The sequence below is a fragment of the Anaerophaga thermohalophila DSM 12881 genome (assembly GCF_000191885.1).
GTDB lineage: Bacteria > Bacteroidota > Bacteroidia > Bacteroidales > Marinilabiliaceae > Anaerophaga > Anaerophaga thermohalophila.
In genome coordinates this window covers 47,715-69,644 of sequence record NZ_AEWI01000012.1, presented here as the reverse complement: position 1 = coordinate 69,644, position 21,930 = coordinate 47,715, and the positions used below count along the sequence as shown (strand labels likewise).

Here is a 21,930-nt window from a genome sequence, read left to right as displayed (position 1 = left end):
TTTCAATAGAGGGTGGTCCGATATTGTCTCATCTCGGCAGCAAGAGTTTTCGCTTTTCCCCCTGTCAATTCGTTGAGAAGGCGCCAGAACCCGGGGCCGTGGTTTTTCTCAACGGTATGGCAAAGTTCGTGCAAAACAACATAATCGACCAGGTGTTCAGGCAGTCTCATCAGATGCAGGTTCAAATTAATATTGTTTACTGAAGAACAACTTCCCCATCTGGATTTCATATTCTTGATAAAAACTTTATTGAATTTAAAATGATATTGCCTGGCAAAAGTTCTCACCTTTATGGGCAAAACCATTTTGGCTTCAATTCGCATGACTTCTTCAATGCCATATCTGATGGCATTCTGAACCGGTGCATCGGCCACGTTGATATGCTGAGGATAAAGAACCTTCAGTACGCCTGAATTCAATATCAATCTGACATCATCCCTGGGGGCCTTTTCTATTTTTAGCTGAAAACTTCGTGTTCGGAAATTGGTCGTTTCATCGAAAATGGTAACGGCCTTTTCTTGCTCTTCTATTCGGGCTTTGTTCTTCCGTATCCACGATTTCTTCGCTTCAACAAAAGCAAGTGCTTTATGGGGGGAGTACCCGGGCGGGAACATCACCACTACTCCCTCAAAAGGTTTTATCCTGATGGAAAGGCGTTTACAACGACGATCCGATTTAAAAAGTACAGGACCAATTCCGTCGATATGAATCAATGAAGTTTTTACCGGCATATTACGGCAAAGTTAAAGAATTCTTTTTATCAGTGAGTAAGGTATAAAATTTGTTCGATATCGAACATGGATTGTGTCAAAACCAGACAGTTTTAAAATATATGCCTTATTTTCAAATCCACCTTAATAAATTTTATATCAACAATTTAATAATTTTGGCAAAGCAATTGATAGAGCAACAAATGCAAAACCACATAATAAAACAAAACCAGGTACCATGAGCAATAATAGTATTATTAAAGTAGAAGGCCTGCACAAATCCTATAAAACGGGGAATAATGCCCTTCACGTGCTGAAAGGTATTGATCTGGATATAAAGGCCGGCGAAATGGTCAGTATTATGGGTTCTTCCGGATCAGGAAAATCTACACTACTCAACATTTTGGGAATCCTGGATTCGCACGATAGCGGTAATTATTATCTCGATAATATCAGGATAGAAAAGATGAATGAAACCAAAGCTGCACGGTTTCGGAACAATTACATTGGCTTTGTTTTCCAGTCATTCAACCTGATCTCATTCAAAAATGCCATGGAAAATGTGGCACTGCCGCTTTATTACAAGAATATAAGCCGGAAAAAGCGAAATCAAATGGCTCTGGAATATCTCGACCGGATGGGACTTAAAGAGTGGGCAAATCATCTTCCGGCAGAACTGTCGGGCGGTCAAAAACAACGTATTGCCATTGCCAGGGCTCTTATCTCAAAGCCAAAAGTAATACTTGCCGATGAACCCACCGGGGCTTTGGACTCACAGACTTCGTTCGAGGTGATGGACATTCTTCAGGAAGTCAACCAAATGGGCATCACGGTCATTATTGTAACCCACGAAAATGATATTGCACATCGAACACAACGAATCATTCGCCTACGCGACGGCATCATCGGCGAAAACAAAATCAATGGTAATTTCCAACCGGTAAATAACGAAATATTCACAAGCAGTTAGTATCAAAATGCTGATGTTGTCCTTTTAACCGCTACAAGAATGCAGCAATAACGGATAATTCGACTTCTTGTTGATCTGTAGCAAAGGAATCAAACGTACTAATACAGTCAAATCCTATGTTTAACTCCCTGCAAGAAATACTTTCAACCCTGAAGCAAAACAAGTTACGTGCCATCATGACCGGATTTAGCGTGGCTTGGGGAATATTTATGCTGATCCTTCTGCTTGGATCAGGAAATGGTCTCCAGCACGGCATGGAAAACAATTTCAGGGGAACAGCCAAAAATGCGTTGTGGATATGGAGCCGCCAGACTCAGGTGTCTTATAAAGGACTTCAGGCAGGACGAAGAATACAATTTACCAACGAAGATTACAATCATCTGGCCAATATGTTCGACGACGACATCTCCAATATCTCAGGGAGATTTAGACGTTGGGGAAGCGGAACGGCGACTTACAAGGATCAATACGGAGATTACGATCTTGAAGGGGTACGCCCCGAATTCCAACACATTCAGATTGTTGACATGGTACAGGGACGTTACCTTAACCAAATGGATATGAACGAATACCGAAAAGTGGCCATATTGTCGCTTCCGGTCAAAAAGGCCTTGTTCAAGGATGAAGACCCAATCGGAAAATATATCCGCATCAGCAAAGTGCCCTTTATGGTTGTCGGCATCTTCGAAAACCCTGAAAGAAGAGACGAAGAAAAAATTTATATTCCGGTCAATACAGCTCAAAGAGTGTTTAATGGCAACAACCAGCTGAGTGATCTCGCCATATCGACCAATGCACTGACAGTAGCTGAAAACAAAAGAATTGAAGAGGCCGTGCGCACAACATTGATGAAAAGGCACAGAGTGGCCCCCGACGACAAACAGGCCATAGGTATCTGGAACACGCTGGAGCATTTTAAACAGGCACAAGGTGTCTTCAGTGGCATTCGCATGTTTGTCTGGGTTATCGGAATAATGACCATCATAGCCGGAATTGTCGGAGTTAGTAATATTATGATCATACTGGTAAAAGAGCGAACGAAAGAAATCGGGATTCGCAAAGCGATAGGAGCCACACCATGGTCGGTTATCCGCCTGGTTCTCTCCGAATCGGTATTCATTACCTCAGTATCCGGCTTTCTGGGGCTTGTTTTTGGCATGGGCCTTTTATCAGCAGTATCAATGGTTCTGCAGAGAGTAGCTGAAAATTCGCCCAATGTGGAAAACATATTTTATAACCCCCCAGCCAATGTTTCAGTAGTAACCTCTGCACTGGTTGTGCTGATCGTAGCAGGTCTTATAGCAGGCTTTGTTCCGGCCAGAAAAGCAGCGGGAATAAAACCCATTGAAGCCCTGCACGACGAATAATAGGTGATGATTGACGTCGTGAAAACTGAAAAATAGAAACTTAAAAACCAGAAACCGTGTTTGACAGAGATCGCTGGCAGGAAATACTTAATGCCATAAAACAAAATAAATTCCGGAGCATACTAACTGCCTTTGGCGTCTTCTGGGCCATCTTTATGCTCGTGGTAATGACCGGCGCGGGGAATGCCCTGGTAAACGGCATCACCCAAGGCGTTAAAGACTTTGCCACCAATAGTGCCTTTTTGTGGGCCAACAGAACAACAGTAGCCTACCAGGGATACGACCGCGGCCGCTGGTGGAGCCTGAACAATGCCGATATGGAAGCCATTGTTGATGAAATTCCGGAAATTGATGTTTTGTCTCCAAGATTGCAAGGATGGAATCTCCGTGAAGGCCAAAATGTTGTAAGGGGTGAAAAAGCAGCTGCTTTCAATGTAATGGGCGATTACCCCGAATATCGTAAAATTGACCCTTGCACTTTGCCTTATGGTCGATACATCAATAAAAAAGACATTGAATTGAAGCGAAAAGTGTGCATCATTGGTGAAAAAGTGTACGAAGTAATGTTCGATGAAGGAGAAGACCCGGTAGGAAAATACCTTCGTGTAAATGGTGTTTATTTTATGGTGGTAGGTGTTTTCAAATCGAATAACCCCAACATTAACATCGGCAGTAATAAAAAAGAAACCATTTATCTGCCATTCACTACCATGCAACAAACATTCAATTATGGTGATGAAGTACACTTTTTCGGGTTGACAGCTAAACCGGGCGTCAATGTCCAATCGATCGTGGACAGAATTAAGCCCATCATTAAAAAACATCACAAGATTGCACCGGAAGATGACCAGGCAATAGGTGGTTTCAATATCCAAAGTGAGTTGCAGACCATTGAATACACATTTCTGGGCATCAACATTCTTATCTGGGTAGTCGGTATCGGAACCCTCATAGCAGGGGCCGTAGGTGTAAGTAACATTATGCTGGTTATCGTGAGGGAACGAACAAAAGAAATTGGCATTCAAAGGGCCATCGGTGCCCGTCCTGCAATCGTGATAGGCCAGATATTATCAGAATCGGTGTTTCTGACCACTGTTGCCGGATTTTTGGGACTGGCCATGGGTACTCTGGTTTTGCATCTCACCGATGTGGCACTGGAAGCAGCTCGCTCCCAGTCGCCAACCGATGAACAGTCGTTCTTCATGAATCCCGAAATAGGGCTGCCGATGGCCATTGCTTCTATAATTATACTGGTGATTGTTGGTCTTCTTGCAGGGCTGATTCCGGCAATGAAAGCTGTAAGAATTAAACCCATAGAAGCACTGCATCATGAATAGATCGATAGATTTTTAGATATAAGAGACAGAAGTTTAAAAGACTGAAGTAATAAATTTTGAAGGAAAGAATTTTTCAGCTTGTTCCAACATTTTGCCTGTTAGGCAAATATCTGACTCCACACAACAAGTGATTGATATAAAATTATTTACATTTTGAGTTAGATGAATGATGAATCGAGCGTAGCAAGGAATGTGACAATAAAAATATGTATGAACCCGGTCTAAAAAGCATCTTTATTGCCAAACTCGTTGTTGTTTTAAATTTTTGCATCCTCATTAACAATAAGTTAACTCCGGTACAAAAATTTAAAACGCCTTGATTTTGACAAAAATATGCTTTTTATACTGCACTCATGTATCAATTCTTACATTGAAATAGATTAGACCAATAACTTAGACAAAATTTTATACTAATGAAGAAGTTTCTCAAAATTTCAATGGTGGTTGTTTTAACAGCCCTTGTTGGCTGGGTATTCTTTTACCTTTACAAACAAACCAAAAAGTCGCCGGTTGTTTTCGAAACCGAACAACCCGAAATAACCAATATTATCAAAAAGACGGTTGCTACCGGTTCGATTGTTCCGCGAAAAGAAATTCAAATTAAACCGCAGGAATCGGGAATTATCAATGAAATCTATGTACAACCGGGTGATGTGGTCAAAGAAGGAGAACTGATCGCTAAAATCCAGATCATACCCGAAATGATACAGGTCAACGAGGCCGAAAACAGACTGGAAAAGGCACGCCTTAGCTTCGAAAATGCAAAAATAGAGTTCGAGAGATCCAAAGAACTTTATGAGAATAAAGTGATTCCTGAATCGCAGTATTTATCAGATAAACTGACTTTTGAAACTTACAGGAATGATCTGGAATCGGCCGAAAACAATTTGGAGCTCATTAAAGAAGGGGTTATTAAAAAAGCCGGAGCCCAAACCAACACGCTGATTCGTGCTACTACATCAGGCATGGTTCTGGATGTACCGGTAGAAGTCGGGAACTCCGTGATCAAAAGCAATACCTTCAACGACGGAACTACCGTAGCCATTGTTGCCGACATGGGCGAAATGGTTTTCGAAGGGATGGTCGATGAAACGGAAGTCGGAAAAATAAAAGAAGGCATGCAATTGTTACTGACCATTGGTGCGCTTGATGAGGAAGAATTTCAGGCCGACCTCGAATTTATCTCACCCAAAGGCGTTGAAGAAAACGGAGCTATCCAATTTGAAATAAAAGCCGCTGTAGAACTTCAGGAAGGCAGCTTTATACGTGCCGGATACAGTGCCACGGCAGATATTGTTCTCGCCCGTCGCGACAGTGTGCTGGCCATTAAAGAAAAATTGATCACGTTTAAAGATGACTCAACTTTTGTTGAAGTAATGACCGAGCCTCAGGTGTTCGAAAAGCGTCTGATCAAAACAGGTCTGTCCGACGGTATTAATATCGAAGTTAAGGAAGGGCTCACTGAAGAAGACAAAATTAAAGTGCCACAATCCTGATGCAATAACCCCTTAAATCACCATGTACAAGAGGAAATGGTTTTTACTTTAGTCTTTCCCCTCTGCTAAAAACTGAAGTCGAATCATCGTTACAAACAGAAACACCACAAACATATAAGCATGAGAAACAAGAAACTGAACATACTGTTCTTTTTGCCACTTTTATCCGTGGCCATTTTAGCCCAGGAGACAAAAAAATGGACACTGACCGAGTGTATCGAATATGCTGAAGAGAACAATATCTCCATACAGCAACAGACACTGAATGCAGAATATCAAAACAATAATTACCGGCAGAAAAAACTCGATAAATTTCCTACACTCAATGGTAATGTTGGTTATCAGCTGAGTTTTGGACGGGTTCCCGACGAAACAACGTATGAATACGTTGATCAGACCACGCAATTTGGTCGTTTTTCTTTCGGAACATCTGTTCCCCTTTTCCAGGGTTTTGCTCTGCGGAACGAAGAAAAACAAAGTGAAGCCAATTGGCGCATGTCGCAAAATGAACTTGAGGCTGCCAAAAACGATCTGGCTATTAATATTACAGCCTACTACCTCCAGGTATTGTTTGACAAGGAACTCCTCGAAGTAGCCCACGAACAATACAGGGTTGCAGAGGAACAGGTAAAAAATACCCAAAAGCTGGTCGAAGCCGGACGCGTGGCCGAAGGAAATCTTCTGGAAATTAAATCGCAGTCAGCAAGAGAAGCGATGGAAGTAACCCGGATGGAGAATAACCTTAAGCTCTCATTGCTGAACCTCGCGCAAGCACTCGACCTGGAAAACCCTGAAGGTTTCGATGTTGTGGCTCCGGAGATTCCAGAATTGGAACAGCAGGCACTAATGACCCCGCCGGAATTATTCAATATAGCAGTTGACATTATGCCACGTATAGAAGCCTACCAACACAATCTCGCAAGCAGTGAGTATGCTCTGAAAGTAGCCAAAGGAAATCTCTATCCTTCGCTCTATCTCGATGCCGGTTGGAACACCAATGTTTCCAAATCGAAAAATAGTGTTGACTTTGATTTCGGACAACGGTTTCGCGACAATGCTACTCAGTACGTGGGCTTAACATTACGAATTCCGGTCTTTAACAACCTTTCTGCACGCACCGGGGTGAAAAATGCAAAACTCGGAATCAGAAGCGCTCAGCTCGATCTTCAACAGGAAAAGCAAACGCTTCGTAAAGAAATACAACAGGCTTACGCCGATGCCGAAGCTGCTTTCCAAAAATTTCAGTCGGCAAGAACAGCTGTACTGGCTTATGAAGAGTCGCTGAGATACACTGAAAAGAAATATGCTGTCGGGCTCGTCAGTCCGGTTGATTACAGCGTAGCTCGCGCTGATTATCTTAAGGCACAGTCGGATTTTCTTCAGTCGAAATACGAATACGTGCTGCGCACCAGGATTCTTGATTTTTACATGGGAGAAGAGTTGGCGTTGGATTAAAGTCAAAATGGATGAGTCGTAACTTTATGACCAGACACCAATTGCCCCAATCAGATAACTCCCAGTTCCTTCCCGATTCTCACAAAAGCATCGACGGCCTTATCCAGATGTTCTTTTTCATGGGCTGCCGAGATTTGGATGCGGATTCTGGCCTGCCCTTTGGGTACTACCGGATAGTAAAACCCGGTCACAAAAATGCCTTCTTCGAGTAACCTGGCGGCAAAATCCTGAGATAATTGGGCGTCGTAAAGCATTAGCGCCACGATGGCAGAGTTGGTTGGTTTAATGTCGAACCCGGCTTGCGAAATTTTTCTTTTGAAATAGTCGGCATTGTCCATCAGCTTGTCGCGAAGAGCGGAGGACTCGCTGAGCATATCAAAAACTTCGGAAGCAGCTCCGACAATGGCCGGCGCCAATGAATTACTGAAAAGATAAGGACGTGAGCGCTGCCTAAGCAATTCAACAATTTCTTTTTTCCCTGTAGTAAAACCACCCATCGCACCGCCCAGCGCTTTTCCAAGCGTTCCGGTAATGATATCTACCTGGTCCATTACGTTATGATACTCGTGAGTGCCGCGTCCTGTTTTTCCGATAAAGCCCGAAGCATGACTGTCGTCTACCATCACCATGGCATCGTAACGTTCTGCCAGATTGCATATTTTATCCAACGGGGCAATATCTCCGTCCATTGAGAATACACCATCGGTAACAATAATTCTGAACCGCTGTGCCCGCGATTTCTTAAGCTGATTTTCCAAATCATCCATATTTGCATGCTTGTACCGATAACGTACTGCTTTGCAAAGCCGCACCCCGTCAATAATACTGGCATGGTTCAATTCATCGGAAATAATGGCGTCCTCATCGGTAAACAAAGGCTCAAATACGCCACCGTTGGCATCGAAACAGGCGGCGTACAAAATAGCATCCTCCATCCCAAAAAAGCGCGCAATTTTTGCCTCCAGTTCTTTGTGAATATCCTGCGTTCCACATATAAACCGAACCGATGACATCCCGTAACCCCGGGAGTCTAATGCCTTATGGGCTGCCTCAATAACCCTTGGGTGTGAGGAAAGTCCCAAATAATTATTCGCACAGAAATTGAGTACTTTCTCTCCGGTAGTGACCTCTATTTCTGCTCCCTGAGGGGTGGTGATAACCCGCTCTTTTTTATACAAACCCGATTCACGAATATTGTCCAGTTCTTTTTGCAGATGTGCTTTATATTTCCCGTACATAAGCAGTGATTTTTAATGGTTTCAGACAAAGTTAACTGACAACGGCTTATAAAAAAATGATAAAAGATGCATCCGGGGTTAGAAACGCATCACTTTTTTCAATAGTCAGCTGAAACGAACATGACAAGGTTGGTCACAAAAGAAGATGTATAAACACCATCTAACCTCTAATCATCAAAGAAATCAAAAACAGAGAACAGATTCTTCGTCGTTACCTCCTCAGAATGACATCAGACAGTCTGTCATTCTGAGCGGACCGAAGAATCTAACATCTAATTATCCAACACCAATTAAAGTATGATAAGATGCATCAGACCAATAACTTATACTGATTTTATACTGATGCAAAAATACTAAATGCAAAAAATTATTTTTGAAGGAGTTGCGATACAAATCACCATAAAAATAGCAGGGGAATCATGCTAATTCATCGTGCTTCATCATAATTCAAATGACTTATTCCCCTAATTGATCCATCGCATCACCAGTCTTTTAATCTCTTCCCATGTGTCATCGTCAAGTTTGGGGCCGATGACTTCGATTACTTTCCCGGCCAGGAGAGAACCTATTTGACCGCATTTTTCGAGTGGTAAGCCGTGGATCAGTCCGAACAAAAAACCGGCAGCATAAAGGTCGCCTGCACCCGTGGTATCCAGACTATTGGCTTTAATTGCGGGAACTTTTATTATCTGATCACCATTTTTTATTAAAGAGCCGCGCTTACCAAGTTTCAGGACAGTATATTCGCAAAACTCTGAAATTTTATACAGCGCCTCTTCCTCTGCCAGCCCTGTAAAAGCTTTTGCTTCTTCTTCATTGGCAAAAAGTATGTCAACATAGTTTTCGACCATTTCGTGCAGGAAATCAAGATTTTCCTCAACCACATTAAAACTGGCCAGATCAAGTGAAACCTGAAGCCCCCCGGACTTCGCCAATTGAAGAGCACGTCGGATCAAAGCCCTGTTTTGCACAAGATACCCTTCGATGTGGAGAATGTTGTAGCCATCAAACAAATCATCGCCTACATCGTGATGCTCAAGCTCTACAGCAGCTCCGAGATATGTGGCAAAGGTACGCTCCGAGTCGGGGCTAATCAATGCGAAAGCACGCCCCGATTCTTGTGTCCCCTCTAAAAGCAATGGTTTAATATTTCGCTTTTCAAGATCGGAACGAAAAAAATCACCCCATTCATCTCTGCCTATTTTCCCTAAAAAAGCCGTTTGAACGCCCAAACATGCCAGACCATGAATGGTATTTGCAGCGGATCCCCCTGAGGCCTGACGCCTTGGAAAATTGCGTGTAGCCAGTAAAACACGACCCACATCTTCACTATTCACTAATTGCATGGAACCTTTGGGAAACTTTAACCCGGACAGAACAGTATCATCCTGAAGCATTGTTAAAACATCTACAAGGGCATTGCCCATACCGATAACCTTACTCATACGCCATTCTTTTTTCTTTTTGAAGATGCAAAGATGGGCATTTTTATAAAACTTCGTGCCCGAAAGGTGTCAGAGCAAGCCCGGCCAGTTTCAAATGCTGCCTGGCGAAAGGAATGCCAATAATAGTAATGGCCAGAAGAAGACCAAAAATAAGATGTGTCGCTGCAATCCAAATCCCGCCAAACAAAATCCAGATAATGTTCATAACGGTATTTAAGCAACCTCCGTTTGAGGGAGACGGCACTACTTTCTGACTGAAAGGCCAAAGCGCAAGAAGTCCCAGTTTAAGCGTCTGAAGACCGAAAGGAATACCGATAATGGTTATCATCAAAAAAACAGACGGATTTGTGACAAATGGTAATAACTTATCTTTCCTTCCCCCGGATAAAAATCTTAGTGGCCCCTGACCTTTCTATAGATACGCTTCAACTCAGTAAATTCTTCCCGTTTGATATGACCGGTAGCAAACAATGCACCGGCAAAGAAAAGCAACAAAGTGACTTTTAAGAGCACAAGGGAGAAAAATGGCCAATGAGGCAAATGCATGCCGGTATAAACCAACACACCCCAAATTACAAGGAGCGCGAAATTAGATGGAAGAGAAAAACGAAAAGGTTCGGTCTTTCTGACCTCGATGAAAAACCATGCAACAGCAAAGAACTGCGCAACAACAGTAGAAACAGAAGCTCCCATCTTGCCGATGGAAGGCACCAAAATAAAATTCCCGATAAGATTAATGACAGCGCTCAGTATCAATATTAATGAAATACGACGGGTACGTTTGTGCTTGTTCAGGGGTAAAGTAAAAATCTGACGCATCGCCGAAAAGATCATTCCTACCATTAATACCGGTACTATAACCACGGAAGTCTGGAAAAACTCACTCCCCATCGTCACAACATAGATAATCTCGGGCGAAAACAAGACAATTCCAAGTCCGCCAAATGAAATAACCACCATGAAATAACGAACTATTTTTTCGTAAAAACGTCTGCTGTCCGGTTCGTTCATGGTTTTGAAATAATAATTGGTATACCCGGTGATGAACGACGCTACAATAACCATTTGTACCAGATTGGATACCTTAAATGCCATGCCATATCCGGCTACTTCACCAAGGTTCTGGTACTGATTGATCATGTGCCGGTCGCTTAGTGTTAAAACCGTGGTTAGAATATTACTCACCGCCAGTGGAAGACCATAATGAAGCATCTCTTTAAGAACAGACCGGTTAAATCCTAAATCAATGTTTCTGATTGTCAGAGGAATAAACATCAGAAAAGTAACCAAATGAGCAACCAGCTGTGCCAGGTAAATTCCCTCCAAACCCATCTTTTTTACCTCCAGGAAATAGAAGGTGGCTCCTATCAACAGAACTACATTCAAAAATACCCACCATGTCTGCGCAACAGCTTTTTGTTCTATCTTTAGCAGATATTGCGGCATTTCGAACATTAATCGAAAAAAAGAGGCGGAAATAAAATAAAGAATGATTGATGGCGACAATTCGTAATGGAAAATCTCATCTGAAAACCTGAAAATGACAAACCCAACAACAAGAACAGTCAGCAAGGTGGTTATAAAATTGAATGAATAGGTCGTAAAAAAGAGTTTTTTCTTTTCCCGGTCGCCATCCATATCATGATACCATCGCATGAAACCACCCTTAACACCCCAACTCGATAAAATCAGGATGAACTGAAAAATGGTTTCGAACAAGGTAACCACACCGTATTCCGATTCATTAATATATCGAAGATAAAGCGGTATGAGGATGACACCGCTCAACTTGACAACGATATTGCCAATACCATAAATAATACCTTGCTTGAAAATAAACCGGGTCTGGCTCTGCATGGCTTAAGATATTTTCAGCAAAAATAGCAGGAAACTACAGATTAAAACAGGATATGATACGTTTTATTCACTGAAAATGCTTTTCAACAATGAGTGCAGTATAAAAAGCATATTTTTGTCAAAATCAAGGCGTTTTAAATTTTTGTTCCGGAGTTAACTTGTTGTTAATGAGGATGCAAAAATTTAAAACAACAACGAGTTTGGCAATAAAGATGCTTTTTAGACCGGGCTCAACAATAGTTCGCTAAAAAAAGTCTAAACGCAATAACGCAAAGTTTTATTATGAAAGAGTTGTGACTTGCATCGTTAAATCTTTATACAATTAATGACCTGACATCTGGAAAAGTTTAACGGAGTATTGTTTCAAAATATTGTCATTATCTTTATACTTTCAATTTTTATCCTGATTTTTTGAACGTAAGATCAATTTTACATGATTGCGTGAGGTATAAAAAACATATTTTTGTCGAATTCAATGCGTTTTAAATTTTCGTGCCGGAGTTAACTCCTTGTTAATGCGGATTCATCAGCACAAAAAAGTGCCCAAATACCGGGCACTTCATAAAATAACAAATAAATGCATACAGAATTGATTCGTTTTGGGATCATCGGCTGTGGCCGAATAGCTAATCGTCATGCAAAACATATTGCCAATAACGGCCAATTAGCCGCAACCTGCGACATCGATATTGAAAAAGCCGGAAATCTGGCCGACGAATATGGATGCAAAGCATGGTCGGACACGGAAAAATTCCTGACCGAAAATAAAGGAAAAATGGATGTGGTGTCGGTCTGCTCACCCAACGGGTTGCATGCCGACCATACAATTGCCGCCCTCCGACACGGGTATCACGTGCTATGCGAAAAACCGATGGCTATTTCTGTTGAGGATTGTGGAAATATGATCAATGAGGCCGAACACGCCAATCGTCGTCTTTTCATCGTCAAACAGAACCGGTTTAATCCACCCGTTGAAGCATTAAAAAAAGCAATAGAAGAAGACCGTCTGGGAAAAATTTTTAATGTGCAGCTTAGTTGCTTCTGGAACCGTAATGAAAGTTATTACAAAGAAAGCAACTGGAAAGGGTCTAAAGAGATGGACGGTGGTACGCTCTTTACACAGTTCAGCCATTTCATCGATCTTCTTTACTGGCTCATCGGCGATGTCAAATCTGTTCGCTCTTTTACAAGAAACTTCACCCATCAGAACATCATCGATTTTGAAGACACCGGGGTAGTCGCCATGGAATTTTACAACGGGGCAATAGGTACAATTAACTATACGGTAAGCAGTCATCAGCAAAACATGGAAGGTTCAATTACGGTTTTCGGAGACAAAGGAACCGTTAAAATTGGCGGTCAATACCTGAATAAACTGGAATATCAGAACATAAAGGATTTTCGTATCGAAAACCTCGTAGAAAGTCGGCAACCCAACGACTACGGAACCTATCAGGGGTCTATGTCGAATCATGATAAGGTTTACGAAAATCTGGTGAGCGTATTAACCCGTGAAGGGGTGATTGCCACTAATGGTTTCGAAGGTTTGAAAACAGTAGAAATAATTGATAAAATATATTCCAAAGCGAAGTAACACCGATTCTTATTCCAACTCTGTCTGTTCAACAAAAAGCTAAAGCCAATGACTAAACCAACCGCGTTAAAATCCGGAATAAAAGAGGTTACCTTTGGTAAAAATGTAAAATACGTAGAGCCGGTTAATTTATACGGTTGCAAAATCGGGAATGATTGCTTCATCGGCCCCTTTGTTGAAATACAGAAAGATGTAACCATCGGGGACAAAACCCGCATACAATCACATAGTTTCATCTGCGAACTGGTATCAATCGGAAAGAATTGTTTTATCGGCCACGGCGTGATGTTCATCAACGACACCTTTAGTATCGGAGGCCCCGCATGCGGCAATAAAAGCCTCTGGCGAAAAACAACTATCGGAAACAACGTCTCCATCGGTTCCAATGCAACCATTTTGCCCGTAAGTATATGCGACCATACAGTCATTGGTGCCGGGTCAGTCGTCATTAAAGATATTGAACGTCCGGGAATTTATGCCGGAAATCCCGCCCGTTTTCTTAAATCATCAGAGTAAATCAGAAGAATTTATTAAATGTAAAGCCGGCAAAACCTGTCAAAATGGAAAGAATTTTATTAACCGACCTGCATCGTCAATACGACAACATAAAAGATGAAATTGATGAGGCCATCGCAAAAGTTCTTGAACAGAAATCATTTATTCGTGGCCCGTTTGTGGAACAATTTGAAGAAAATTTTTCCAAATCCACCCGTATGCCCCACTGTGTGGGTGTAGGAAACGGAACCGACGCACTTTATATTGCACTGAAAACCCTTGGGATTGGCCCCGGCGATGAAGTAATTACCGCAGCCAACACTTTTATCGCTACCTCCGAAGCGATTACAATGACCGGTGCGAGGGTTGTCTTCGCCGATTGTGACGACTTTTACGGAATTGACCCCGATGATATCAGAGAAAAAATTTCGCCACGAACAAAAGCGATTATTCCCGTCCACCTGTATGGACAGATGGCAGATATGAACGCCATTATGGAAATGGCTGAAAAGCACCATCTTTTTGTAGTTGAAGATGCAGCTCAGGCGGTTCTGGCCGGACTAAACGGAACGCCTCCCGGAGGGTTCGGACATTTTGCCACCTTTAGTTTTTTCCCCGGCAAAAACCTTGGCGCCTATGGCGATGCCGGAGCTTTGGCAGCCAGAGACGAAACGCTTTTCAAGAAAGCAAAAATGTTCGCGAATCACGGGCGCACCAATAAATATGAACATGATTTCGAAGGCATTAACAGCCGGATGGACGGCATACAGGGCGCCATCCTGAATGTTAAGCTGAAATACCTGCCGGAGTGGACCAAAAAACGACAGGAAATTGCCATGGAATACTCAAAACAGCTTTCCCGGACAGAAGAAATCGTTACGCCTCCCATCCGTGAAGGGGCCGAACATGTGTTTCACATCTATCCCATAAGAGTGGATACAGAATATCGCAACGATTTGCTGCGCTATTTAAAAAATGCAGGAATTGATGCAGGAATTCATTACCCCGTGGCATTGCCAAACCTTAAAGCTTATCAATACCTGGAATACAAACCCGGCGACTTTCCGAAAGCCACGCAATTTTCGCATGAGCTAATCAGCCTGCCCTTGTTTCCTGAGTTGACATCAACCGAGATCGAATTCATTGTAGATAAAATCAAAAAATTTTTCAAGGAATAATAATGACCATCAGGTTTCTGAAAATATCAAGTTATTACCGGGGATTTCTGAATCATTACTATGGTAAATATCCGGAGGTCAAATCGCTAAGTTACCGGGAACAATACGACCATCTGATGGGACAGTATTTTGCATGGTCGGATAATTACGGTCGCCTGTTAGCACAAAAAGGCATGGAGACCATGGAAGTTGTTGCCAACGCGGAATCGCTTCAAAGAGCCTGGGCGCTTGAAAATAATATTTCTCCGGACGCATCGGCCGATGCCATTTTAGAAGCACAAATCAACTATTTTAAGCCTGAAATTATTTATTTTCAGGATTCTGTAACTTTCAATGGTTCTTTCATTGATATGCTCAAAAAGAAACATTCCCAAATCCGCTTGTGTATCGGAAATCTTTGTGCTCCTTTTTCTCCGGCCCAGGTAAATGCCTTTCAGACTTTTGATTTTTTCACCGTTTGCTCCCCTTTCTTTCAACAACAATTAAAGAAATATAACATTGACTCGGTAGTTATCCCCCATGCATTTGACCATCGTATTCTTGACAAAATAGATCGTGACAACCCTTTCCCTGAAGTTCCTTTTGTTTTTATCGGGTCCATCTTTGCCGATGAAGGTTTTCACAGTACACGCCGGCAGGTATTGGAACAACTCATAAATGATGATATTCCCATCGCCTTTTACGGAAATTTACCAGACCGAAGCCTCACTGCTTTACTAAAAAGACAGGCATCTTTTATCGCTGCCCGGACATTGGACAATTTCGGTTTACACAAACTGACAGATGCTATTAAAGTCATCAGAAAGGGTAGAAATCATGAAAAGATGCCGCGCCGGTTGATGCTCTCTAAAAAGCTTTATGACAGGGCCAGACCACCGGTTTTCGGACTCGACATGTTCAAAGCCTTGTCACGGGCTAAAATTGGTTTTAACATTCACATTGATTGTGCCGGTGATTACGCAGCCAACATGCGCCTTTTTGAAACAACCGGAGTAGGAACTTGTCTTGTTACCGACTACAAAAGCAACATATCAGATTTTTTCAGAATTGACGAAGAAGTCGTGACATACAAAACACCGAACGAATGCGTGGAAAAAATAAAATGGCTGATGAATAACCCTGATGAATGCGAAAAAATTGCAAAGAGAGGCCAACGGAGAACTTTACAATCGCATTCCTTTGAATCAAGAATAGAACTATTTCATCAATACTTGATGTCAAGACTTCGCTAAACTTTTGTAAAAAATCATCTGTTATGATGGTACGGACAGAAATAAATACCCTGCAATCGCTAAATATCTGAAGCACTGGTAAAATTTTCCACCCAAATGCCGCTGAAATCAGCACGCAAAATTGCTGCAAAAGATCATAAAATCTTGTCTTTGCGATTTTAGCATTCCATTAATTTTGCGTTCTCAGCGTGGTATAAAAACAGACAAAAACTTATATCACCTGAAAAAAATATTTAAGCCCTGCAATGAATACGTACACGTAATTAAAACAGACAATAAAGATTTTTGTAATTTTACCTTTTCAAAAATCTTTACCACATGAGAAAAGCAGATACTTCACGGCGCAAGAAGGTTGATTTTCTGGTTATAGGATCAGGTGTTGCAGGACTGAGCTTTGCCCTTAAAGTGGCGGATAAGGGAAAGGTATGTGTCATCAGCAAAACGCGGCTGGATGAGACCAATACCTCCTATGCGCAGGGAGGTATCTCTTCAGTAACTTATGCTCCCGATAATTTCGAGAAACACATTGAGGATACCCTAACTGCAGGGGCCGGCATTTGCAACAAAGAGGTCGTACGCAAAGTGGTGGAAGAAGCTCCCAAACAGATAGAAGAACTTCTGAAGTGGGGGGTTCATTTCGACAAGGATGAAACCGGAAAATTTGATCTTCATCGCGAAGGCGGGCACTCCGAAAACCGGGTATTACACCACAAAGACCAAACCGGCTATGAAATACAACGAAGTCTTGTTGAGGCTGTAAAAAAACATCCAAATATTGAAATACTGGAAAACCATTTTGCCGTAGAAATTATTACCCAGCATCATCTGGGAGAACTTGTACACCGCTGGAGGCGAGACATAGAATGTTACGGCGCTTATGTGCTGAACCGGACAACCAATTCTGTTGAAACCATACTCTCGAAAGTGACCATGATGGCCACGGGCGGTGTCGGCAGCGTTTATCAGACCACCACCAATCCGGTCATCGCCACAGGTGATGGAATAGCAATGGTTTACCGAGCCAAAGGTATCGTAGAGAACATGGAATTTATCCAGTTCCATCCTACCTCTTTGTACAATCCCAAAGAAAGACCTTCGTTCCTCATCACTGAGGCCATGCGTGGCTTTGGTGCCATCCTCCGTCGTCGCGACGGCAAAAAGTTCATGCACAAATACGACGAGCGCGAATGCCTGGCACCACGCGACATAGTGGCTCGTGCCATCGACAACGAGCTTAAAGCCACCGGCGACGATTACGTGTACCTGGATGTAACACACAAACCGGCCGAAGAAATAAAAAAGCATTTCCCGACCATTTATGATAAGTGTTTGTCGCTGGGAATTGATATCACAAAAGAATACATTCCGGTAGTTCCGGCAGCGCATTTTTCATGTGGCGGAATTAAGGTCAATATGGAATCGAAAACTTCGATTGCCCGTTTGTATGCAGCCGGTGAATGCAGCTGCACCGGGCTTCACGGCGCCAATCGTCTGGCATCCAATTCTTTGCTCGAGGCCATTGTGTTTGCTGATGCCGCTGCAAAAAATGCCTCAACTGTTTTTAATAATTATTCGTTCTGCAATGAAGTGCCGGAATGGAACGATGAAGGCACCACGCACCCCGAAGAGATGGTTCTGATTACCCAAAGTCAGAAAGAACTCGAACAGATCATGAGCTACTATGTAGGAATAGTTCGCTCCAATCTGCGTTTGAAACGCGCGCTGGACCGGCTGGAAATATTGTATCACGAAACAGAAGACCTTTACCAGCGTTCAACGGTCTCTCAGCGTCTTTGCGAACTTCGAAACACCATACAGGTTGGTTACCTCATCATCAAAATGGCCCGCCAGAGAAAAGAAAGCCGCGGACTTCATTACAACAGCGATTATCCCGAGACCATTGAACTGAGGCACAATGATCATTAAAAGAGCGCAACTTCGTTTATGATCAATTTATCTGAATTATTGGTCTGATGACACTCACGATGAATCATAAGATCAGCGTTAGCCAAATTTGTCCATGCCTTTTTGAAAATTATGCCCTCTAAATTCAGGTTCGTTTCAAAAATGAGTGCAGTATAAAAAGCCTTCAAACTGCTGATTTTTACCATTTTTACCTCTGATCCCTAAAGGGTAACTGTTAAAAATCAGCAGTTTGAAAAAGTCCCCTTTAAGGGATTTAGGGGTCAAAAGGCTTTTTAGACTGCACTCAAAAATTTAAATCAAGAACGAGTTTGGCAATAAAAAAGATGCTTTTATACCCGGCTCATCAATTGTTTTCGAGTATTTCCAGAACCTGATCGAGCCTTGGTGTTAATATAATTTCAGTTCTGCGATTCTTCCTTTTTCCTTCGGCTGTCTCATTCGAGACCAGAGGGACATACGGACCACGCCCGGCAGCAATGACCCTTGAAGGATCAATTCCGGAATTTTCCAGGAGTATCCGTGTAACCGAAGTTGCCCGTTTAACACTTAAATCCCAGTTGTCGAGCAAAACCCCACTACGATAAGGAACCGGATCGGTATGCCCTTCAATCATAACGTTGATATCTTCATTGTCGGCCAAGACTTTGGCTACCTGTCTGATGGCCGAAGCGCCTTCGGAACTAACCTGATAACTACCTGATCCAAAAAGTAATTTCTCCTCCATCGAAACATATACTTTACCGTTCTTCATGTGTACGTTCAACTGGCTTTGGTCAAATCCGGTCAGTGCATCCGCAATGGCTTTCCTTAGTGCACGACTGGCACTGTCTTTCTTTGCAAGTGCCTGTTCCAGTTCAAGCAGGCGCCGATTTTGAGCTTCGAGTTCGGCCCGGGCTTCATCGAGACTGGCAGTTGCATCGTGCAGTTCCTGCTCTCTTTGTTTTAGGTCACGTTCGGCCGCGATAAGAGCATCTTCCCTTTGTTGAAGATCTTCCTGCAGTTTCTGAAGGTAAGCAAGTAGTTCTTCCGTATCGCCCGTGCCTGTCTGGTTACGTAATTGACTGAGAAGATTGTCATACTCTTCTCTCAGTTTCTGAAGGTCGTTCCTGCATTTCCTGGCTTCCCGCCCTTTTCGGAGAGTATCGGCTGTAAGTTCTGCAACCTGTTTCTTTAAACGATCGGCAAGTTCCTTTAATTCTTCGGTGCGTCCCTGAAGCACCTCATTTTCACTTCCAAGGCTTTCCACTTTATCGGAAAGCTGCTTATTGGCCTCTTCAAGTTCGCGAAACTGGTTCAGAGGTACGCAAGCCATAAAAAAGAAACCTGCAATAATGCTGTAAAAAAGATATCGGAAAAACTTCATAAGGTGGTTAATTAACAGTTTAGTGTTCGTCTGTAAACTCATAAAAATTTGTACCGGATGTATGTCTGTCATATACACGTGCTCCGCAGGCACCCCTTGTCATGCTCGTTTCATCAGTATAAAATATATTTAAGTTATTGGCCTGATGGAACTCACATGCAAGTATTTATACATATTCTTGCAGTGGTAAACTTTGCCATGCTCGTTTCATCAGAAAACGGATGGTTAATGACAATTATTTTACAAATATAAAAACCCCGGGCATCAATCATAGTCAAAATATTAACAATCTTTTATCTTTGTACGATTAAAACGATTATCATTTAACCTAAAATCAAGGAAAACGGGAATGGGAGAGGCCGAAACAGAATTTTTAAAAAGAATAAACAGTCCGGAAGATCTGCGAAAAATACCTCAGAAAGATCTGATAAAGGTTTGTGCAGAACTCCGGGACTTCATCATCGATTCCGTATCGTGCAATCCCGGTCACTTCGGAGCCAGTCTTGGAGTGGTAGAGCTTACTGTGGCCCTTCATTACGTTTTTAACACGCCATACGATAAAATTGTCTGGGATGTAGGACATCAGGCTTATGGACATAAAATACTGACAGGCCGAAGGGATCGTTTTCATACCAATCGAAGATATAAGGGATTAAGCGGATTTCCCAACATTTTCGAAAGTGAATACGATGCATTCGGGGTAGGCCATTCTTCCACATCCATCTCTGCTGCCCTGGGAATGGCAATTGCGGCACGGACCAAGGGAGAAAACCGCCAAACTGTTGCAGTGATAGGAGATGGTGCAATGACTGCAGGGCTTGCTTTTGAAGGCTTAAACAATCTTGCTACAAGCAAAGCCGATGTGCTGGTTGTTCTCAACGATAATAACATGGCCATTGATCCTAACGTGGGCGGGTTCAGCGAATATCTGGTAGACATTGCCACCAGCCAAACCTATAATAAACTGAGAAAAGAGGTCTTCAAAGCATTGCAAAAATTCAATATAGGCGGCCCCCGCTCACGTGAAATGATCGTTAAGATTAACAACAGCATTAAAACCTTATTGACACGTCAGACCAATATTTTTGAAGGACTCAACATCCGCTATTTTGGCCCTGTTGACGGGCATGATGTTGAAAGACTGGCCAACATACTTAAAGATTTGAAAGAAATAAAAGGCCCTAAAGTATTGCATATCATAACAAAAAAAGGCAAAGGATTTAAGCTGGCCGAAGAAAACCAAACAGCCTGGCATGCCACCGGATGTAAATTTGATCGACATACGGGTCGTTTTCTGGAAACTGTTTCCAACAAGCCCAAACCCCCCAAATTTCAGGATGTTTTTGGCCACACCATTATTGAACTGGCCAGGAAAAATGAAAAAATCGTAGGGATAACTCCTGCCATGCCCACCGGTTGTAGCCTGAATCTTATGATGGAACAGATGCCCGACCGCGCGTTTGATGTGGGCATTGCAGAACAACACGCCGTCACTTTTGCGGCTGGTCTGGCCATTTCCGGTATGGTCCCTTTCTGCAATATTTATTCCACATTTATGCAAAGAGCATACGACCAGGCCATACATGACGTAGCTCTGCAAAAACTAAATGTTGTGTTCTGTCTCGACAGAGGAGGCCTGGTCGGAGCCGACGGGCCCACTCACCACGGAGCTTTTGACCTGGCCTATTTCCGGTGCATACCCAACATGATTGTCTCCTCTCCCATGGATGAATCGGAACTGCGAAACCTTATGTACACTGCCCAACTACCCGGCATGGGACCGTTCTCAATCCGCTATCCGCGGGGTTGTGGCAGCCTGATAGACTGGCAAACCCCGTTTGAAAAAATTGAAATCGGTACGGGCAGAAAACTGGCCGAGGGAACAGACCTGGCATTTCTGACGATCGGGCCAGTAGGCGTGAAAGTTGCACGCATCGTTCAGGAACTAAAAGAAGAAGGTATCTCTGCCGGACACTACGATATGCGTTTTGTAAAACCTTTGGATGAAGCTTTACTTCATGAAGTGTTAGCTAAATATAAAAGAATCATAACGATAGAAGATGGAACGATAATTGGCGGACTTGGCTCAGCTGTTTTGGAGTTTATGACTGAAAACGGTTATCGGGCAACGACAAAACGGTTGGGAATTCCGGACCGGTTTATCGACCAGGGTACCCAAACAGAACTGGCACGCGATTGCGGCTTTGATATGGAAAGCATTAGAAATGCTGCACGGGAAATTGTACAAAAAAGGGTTTAATCCCTTA

At 42.7% G+C, this 21,930-nt stretch carries 17 protein-coding genes; 11 read left to right on the top strand and 6 right to left on the bottom strand.

Annotation, left to right across the window (positions count from 1 at the left end):
- Positions 1–2: 2 nt before the first annotated feature.
- Entirely contained in the window at positions 3–731 is a 729-nt protein-coding gene (locus ATH1_RS0104300; protein WP_010418058.1) for a M48 family metallopeptidase, read from the bottom strand.
- Between the two features lie 217 nt (positions 732–948).
- Between ATH1_RS0104300 and ATH1_RS0104290 the strand changes: the two genes are divergently transcribed.
- From ATH1_RS0104290 to ATH1_RS0104270, 5 genes are all read left to right on the top strand, one after another.
- The gene (locus tag ATH1_RS0104290) at positions 949–1,680 is read left to right on the top strand and encodes an ABC transporter ATP-binding protein (RefSeq protein ID WP_010418054.1); all 732 of its coding nucleotides are present in this window, start codon (positions 949–951) and stop codon (positions 1,678–1,680) included.
- Between the two features lie 116 nt (positions 1,681–1,796).
- Positions 1,797–3,047 (top strand): ABC transporter permease, encoded by a 1,251-nt coding sequence (locus tag ATH1_RS0104285; protein WP_010418051.1) that lies wholly within the window; start codon positions 1,797–1,799, stop codon positions 3,045–3,047.
- A 56-nt stretch (positions 3,048–3,103) separates the two neighbouring features.
- Positions 3,104–4,384 carry an ABC transporter permease gene (locus ATH1_RS0104280; protein WP_010418048.1) on the top strand — a complete coding sequence of 427 codons (1,281 nt, stop codon included), beginning with the start codon at positions 3,104–3,106 and terminating at the stop codon, positions 4,382–4,384.
- Between the two features lie 413 nt (positions 4,385–4,797).
- Complete coding sequence (locus ATH1_RS0104275; protein ID WP_010418044.1) at positions 4,798–5,880, top strand: efflux RND transporter periplasmic adaptor subunit; 1,083 nt, start codon at positions 4,798–4,800, stop codon at positions 5,878–5,880.
- 120 nt (positions 5,881–6,000) lie between these two features.
- Positions 6,001–7,335, top strand: a complete 1,335-nt coding sequence (locus ATH1_RS0104270; RefSeq protein WP_010418041.1) for a TolC family protein — start codon at positions 6,001–6,003, stop codon at positions 7,333–7,335.
- Between the two features lie 50 nt (positions 7,336–7,385).
- Here the strand turns inward: ATH1_RS0104270 and kbl are convergent, their stop codons facing one another.
- The 4 genes from kbl to ATH1_RS0104250 all read right to left on the bottom strand — a co-directional run bounded on the left by kbl (position 7,386) and on the right by ATH1_RS0104250 (position 11,875).
- Complete coding sequence (gene kbl / locus ATH1_RS0104265; RefSeq protein WP_010418038.1) at positions 7,386–8,573, bottom strand: glycine C-acetyltransferase; 1,188 nt, start codon at positions 8,571–8,573, stop codon at positions 7,386–7,388.
- 464 nt (positions 8,574–9,037) lie between these two features.
- Positions 9,038–10,018 (bottom strand): adenosine kinase, encoded by a 981-nt coding sequence (locus ATH1_RS0104260; RefSeq protein WP_010418036.1) that lies wholly within the window; start codon positions 10,016–10,018, stop codon positions 9,038–9,040.
- Positions 10,019–10,061: 43 nt separating this feature from the next.
- The gene (locus ATH1_RS18920) at positions 10,062–10,346 is read right to left on the bottom strand and encodes a YccF domain-containing protein (protein ID WP_010418033.1); all 285 of its coding nucleotides are present in this window, start codon (positions 10,344–10,346) and stop codon (positions 10,062–10,064) included.
- Positions 10,347–10,411: 65 nt separating this feature from the next.
- Complete coding sequence (locus ATH1_RS0104250; RefSeq protein ID WP_010418030.1) at positions 10,412–11,875, bottom strand: lipopolysaccharide biosynthesis protein; 1,464 nt, start codon at positions 11,873–11,875, stop codon at positions 10,412–10,414.
- 577 nt (positions 11,876–12,452) lie between these two features.
- Between ATH1_RS0104250 and ATH1_RS0104245 the strand changes: the two genes are divergently transcribed.
- From ATH1_RS0104245 to nadB, 5 genes are all read left to right on the top strand, one after another.
- A complete protein-coding gene (locus ATH1_RS0104245) occupies positions 12,453–13,469 on the top strand; it encodes a Gfo/Idh/MocA family protein (RefSeq protein WP_010418027.1) in 1,017 nt (338 codons plus the stop codon).
- Between the two features lie 48 nt (positions 13,470–13,517).
- Positions 13,518–13,985, top strand: coding sequence for an acyltransferase (locus ATH1_RS0104240; RefSeq protein WP_010418023.1), 468 nt, complete (start codon positions 13,518–13,520; stop codon positions 13,983–13,985).
- Positions 13,986–14,029: 44 nt separating this feature from the next.
- Positions 14,030–15,142, top strand: a complete 1,113-nt coding sequence (locus ATH1_RS0104235; protein WP_010418020.1) for a DegT/DnrJ/EryC1/StrS family aminotransferase — start codon at positions 14,030–14,032, stop codon at positions 15,140–15,142.
- A 2-nt stretch (positions 15,143–15,144) separates the two neighbouring features.
- Positions 15,145–16,374, top strand: coding sequence for a glycosyltransferase family protein (locus ATH1_RS0104230; RefSeq protein ID WP_010418017.1), 1,230 nt, complete (start codon positions 15,145–15,147; stop codon positions 16,372–16,374).
- A 318-nt stretch (positions 16,375–16,692) separates the two neighbouring features.
- Positions 16,693–18,300: an L-aspartate oxidase gene (gene nadB / locus ATH1_RS0104225; protein WP_010418015.1), complete on the top strand. Its 1,608-nt coding sequence runs from the start codon at positions 16,693–16,695 to the stop codon at positions 18,298–18,300.
- Positions 18,301–18,643: 343 nt separating this feature from the next.
- On the opposite strand, the gene ATH1_RS0104215 is transcribed toward nadB, so the two are convergent.
- Positions 18,644–19,663, bottom strand: coding sequence for an OmpA/MotB family protein (locus ATH1_RS0104215; RefSeq protein WP_010418012.1), 1,020 nt, complete (start codon positions 19,661–19,663; stop codon positions 18,644–18,646).
- 349 nt (positions 19,664–20,012) lie between these two features.
- Between ATH1_RS0104215 and dxs the strand changes: the two genes are divergently transcribed.
- Positions 20,013–21,923 (top strand): 1-deoxy-D-xylulose-5-phosphate synthase, encoded by a 1,911-nt coding sequence (dxs, locus tag ATH1_RS0104210; RefSeq protein WP_010418011.1) that lies wholly within the window; start codon positions 20,013–20,015, stop codon positions 21,921–21,923.
- The last annotated feature ends 7 nt before the right edge of the window (positions 21,924–21,930 follow it).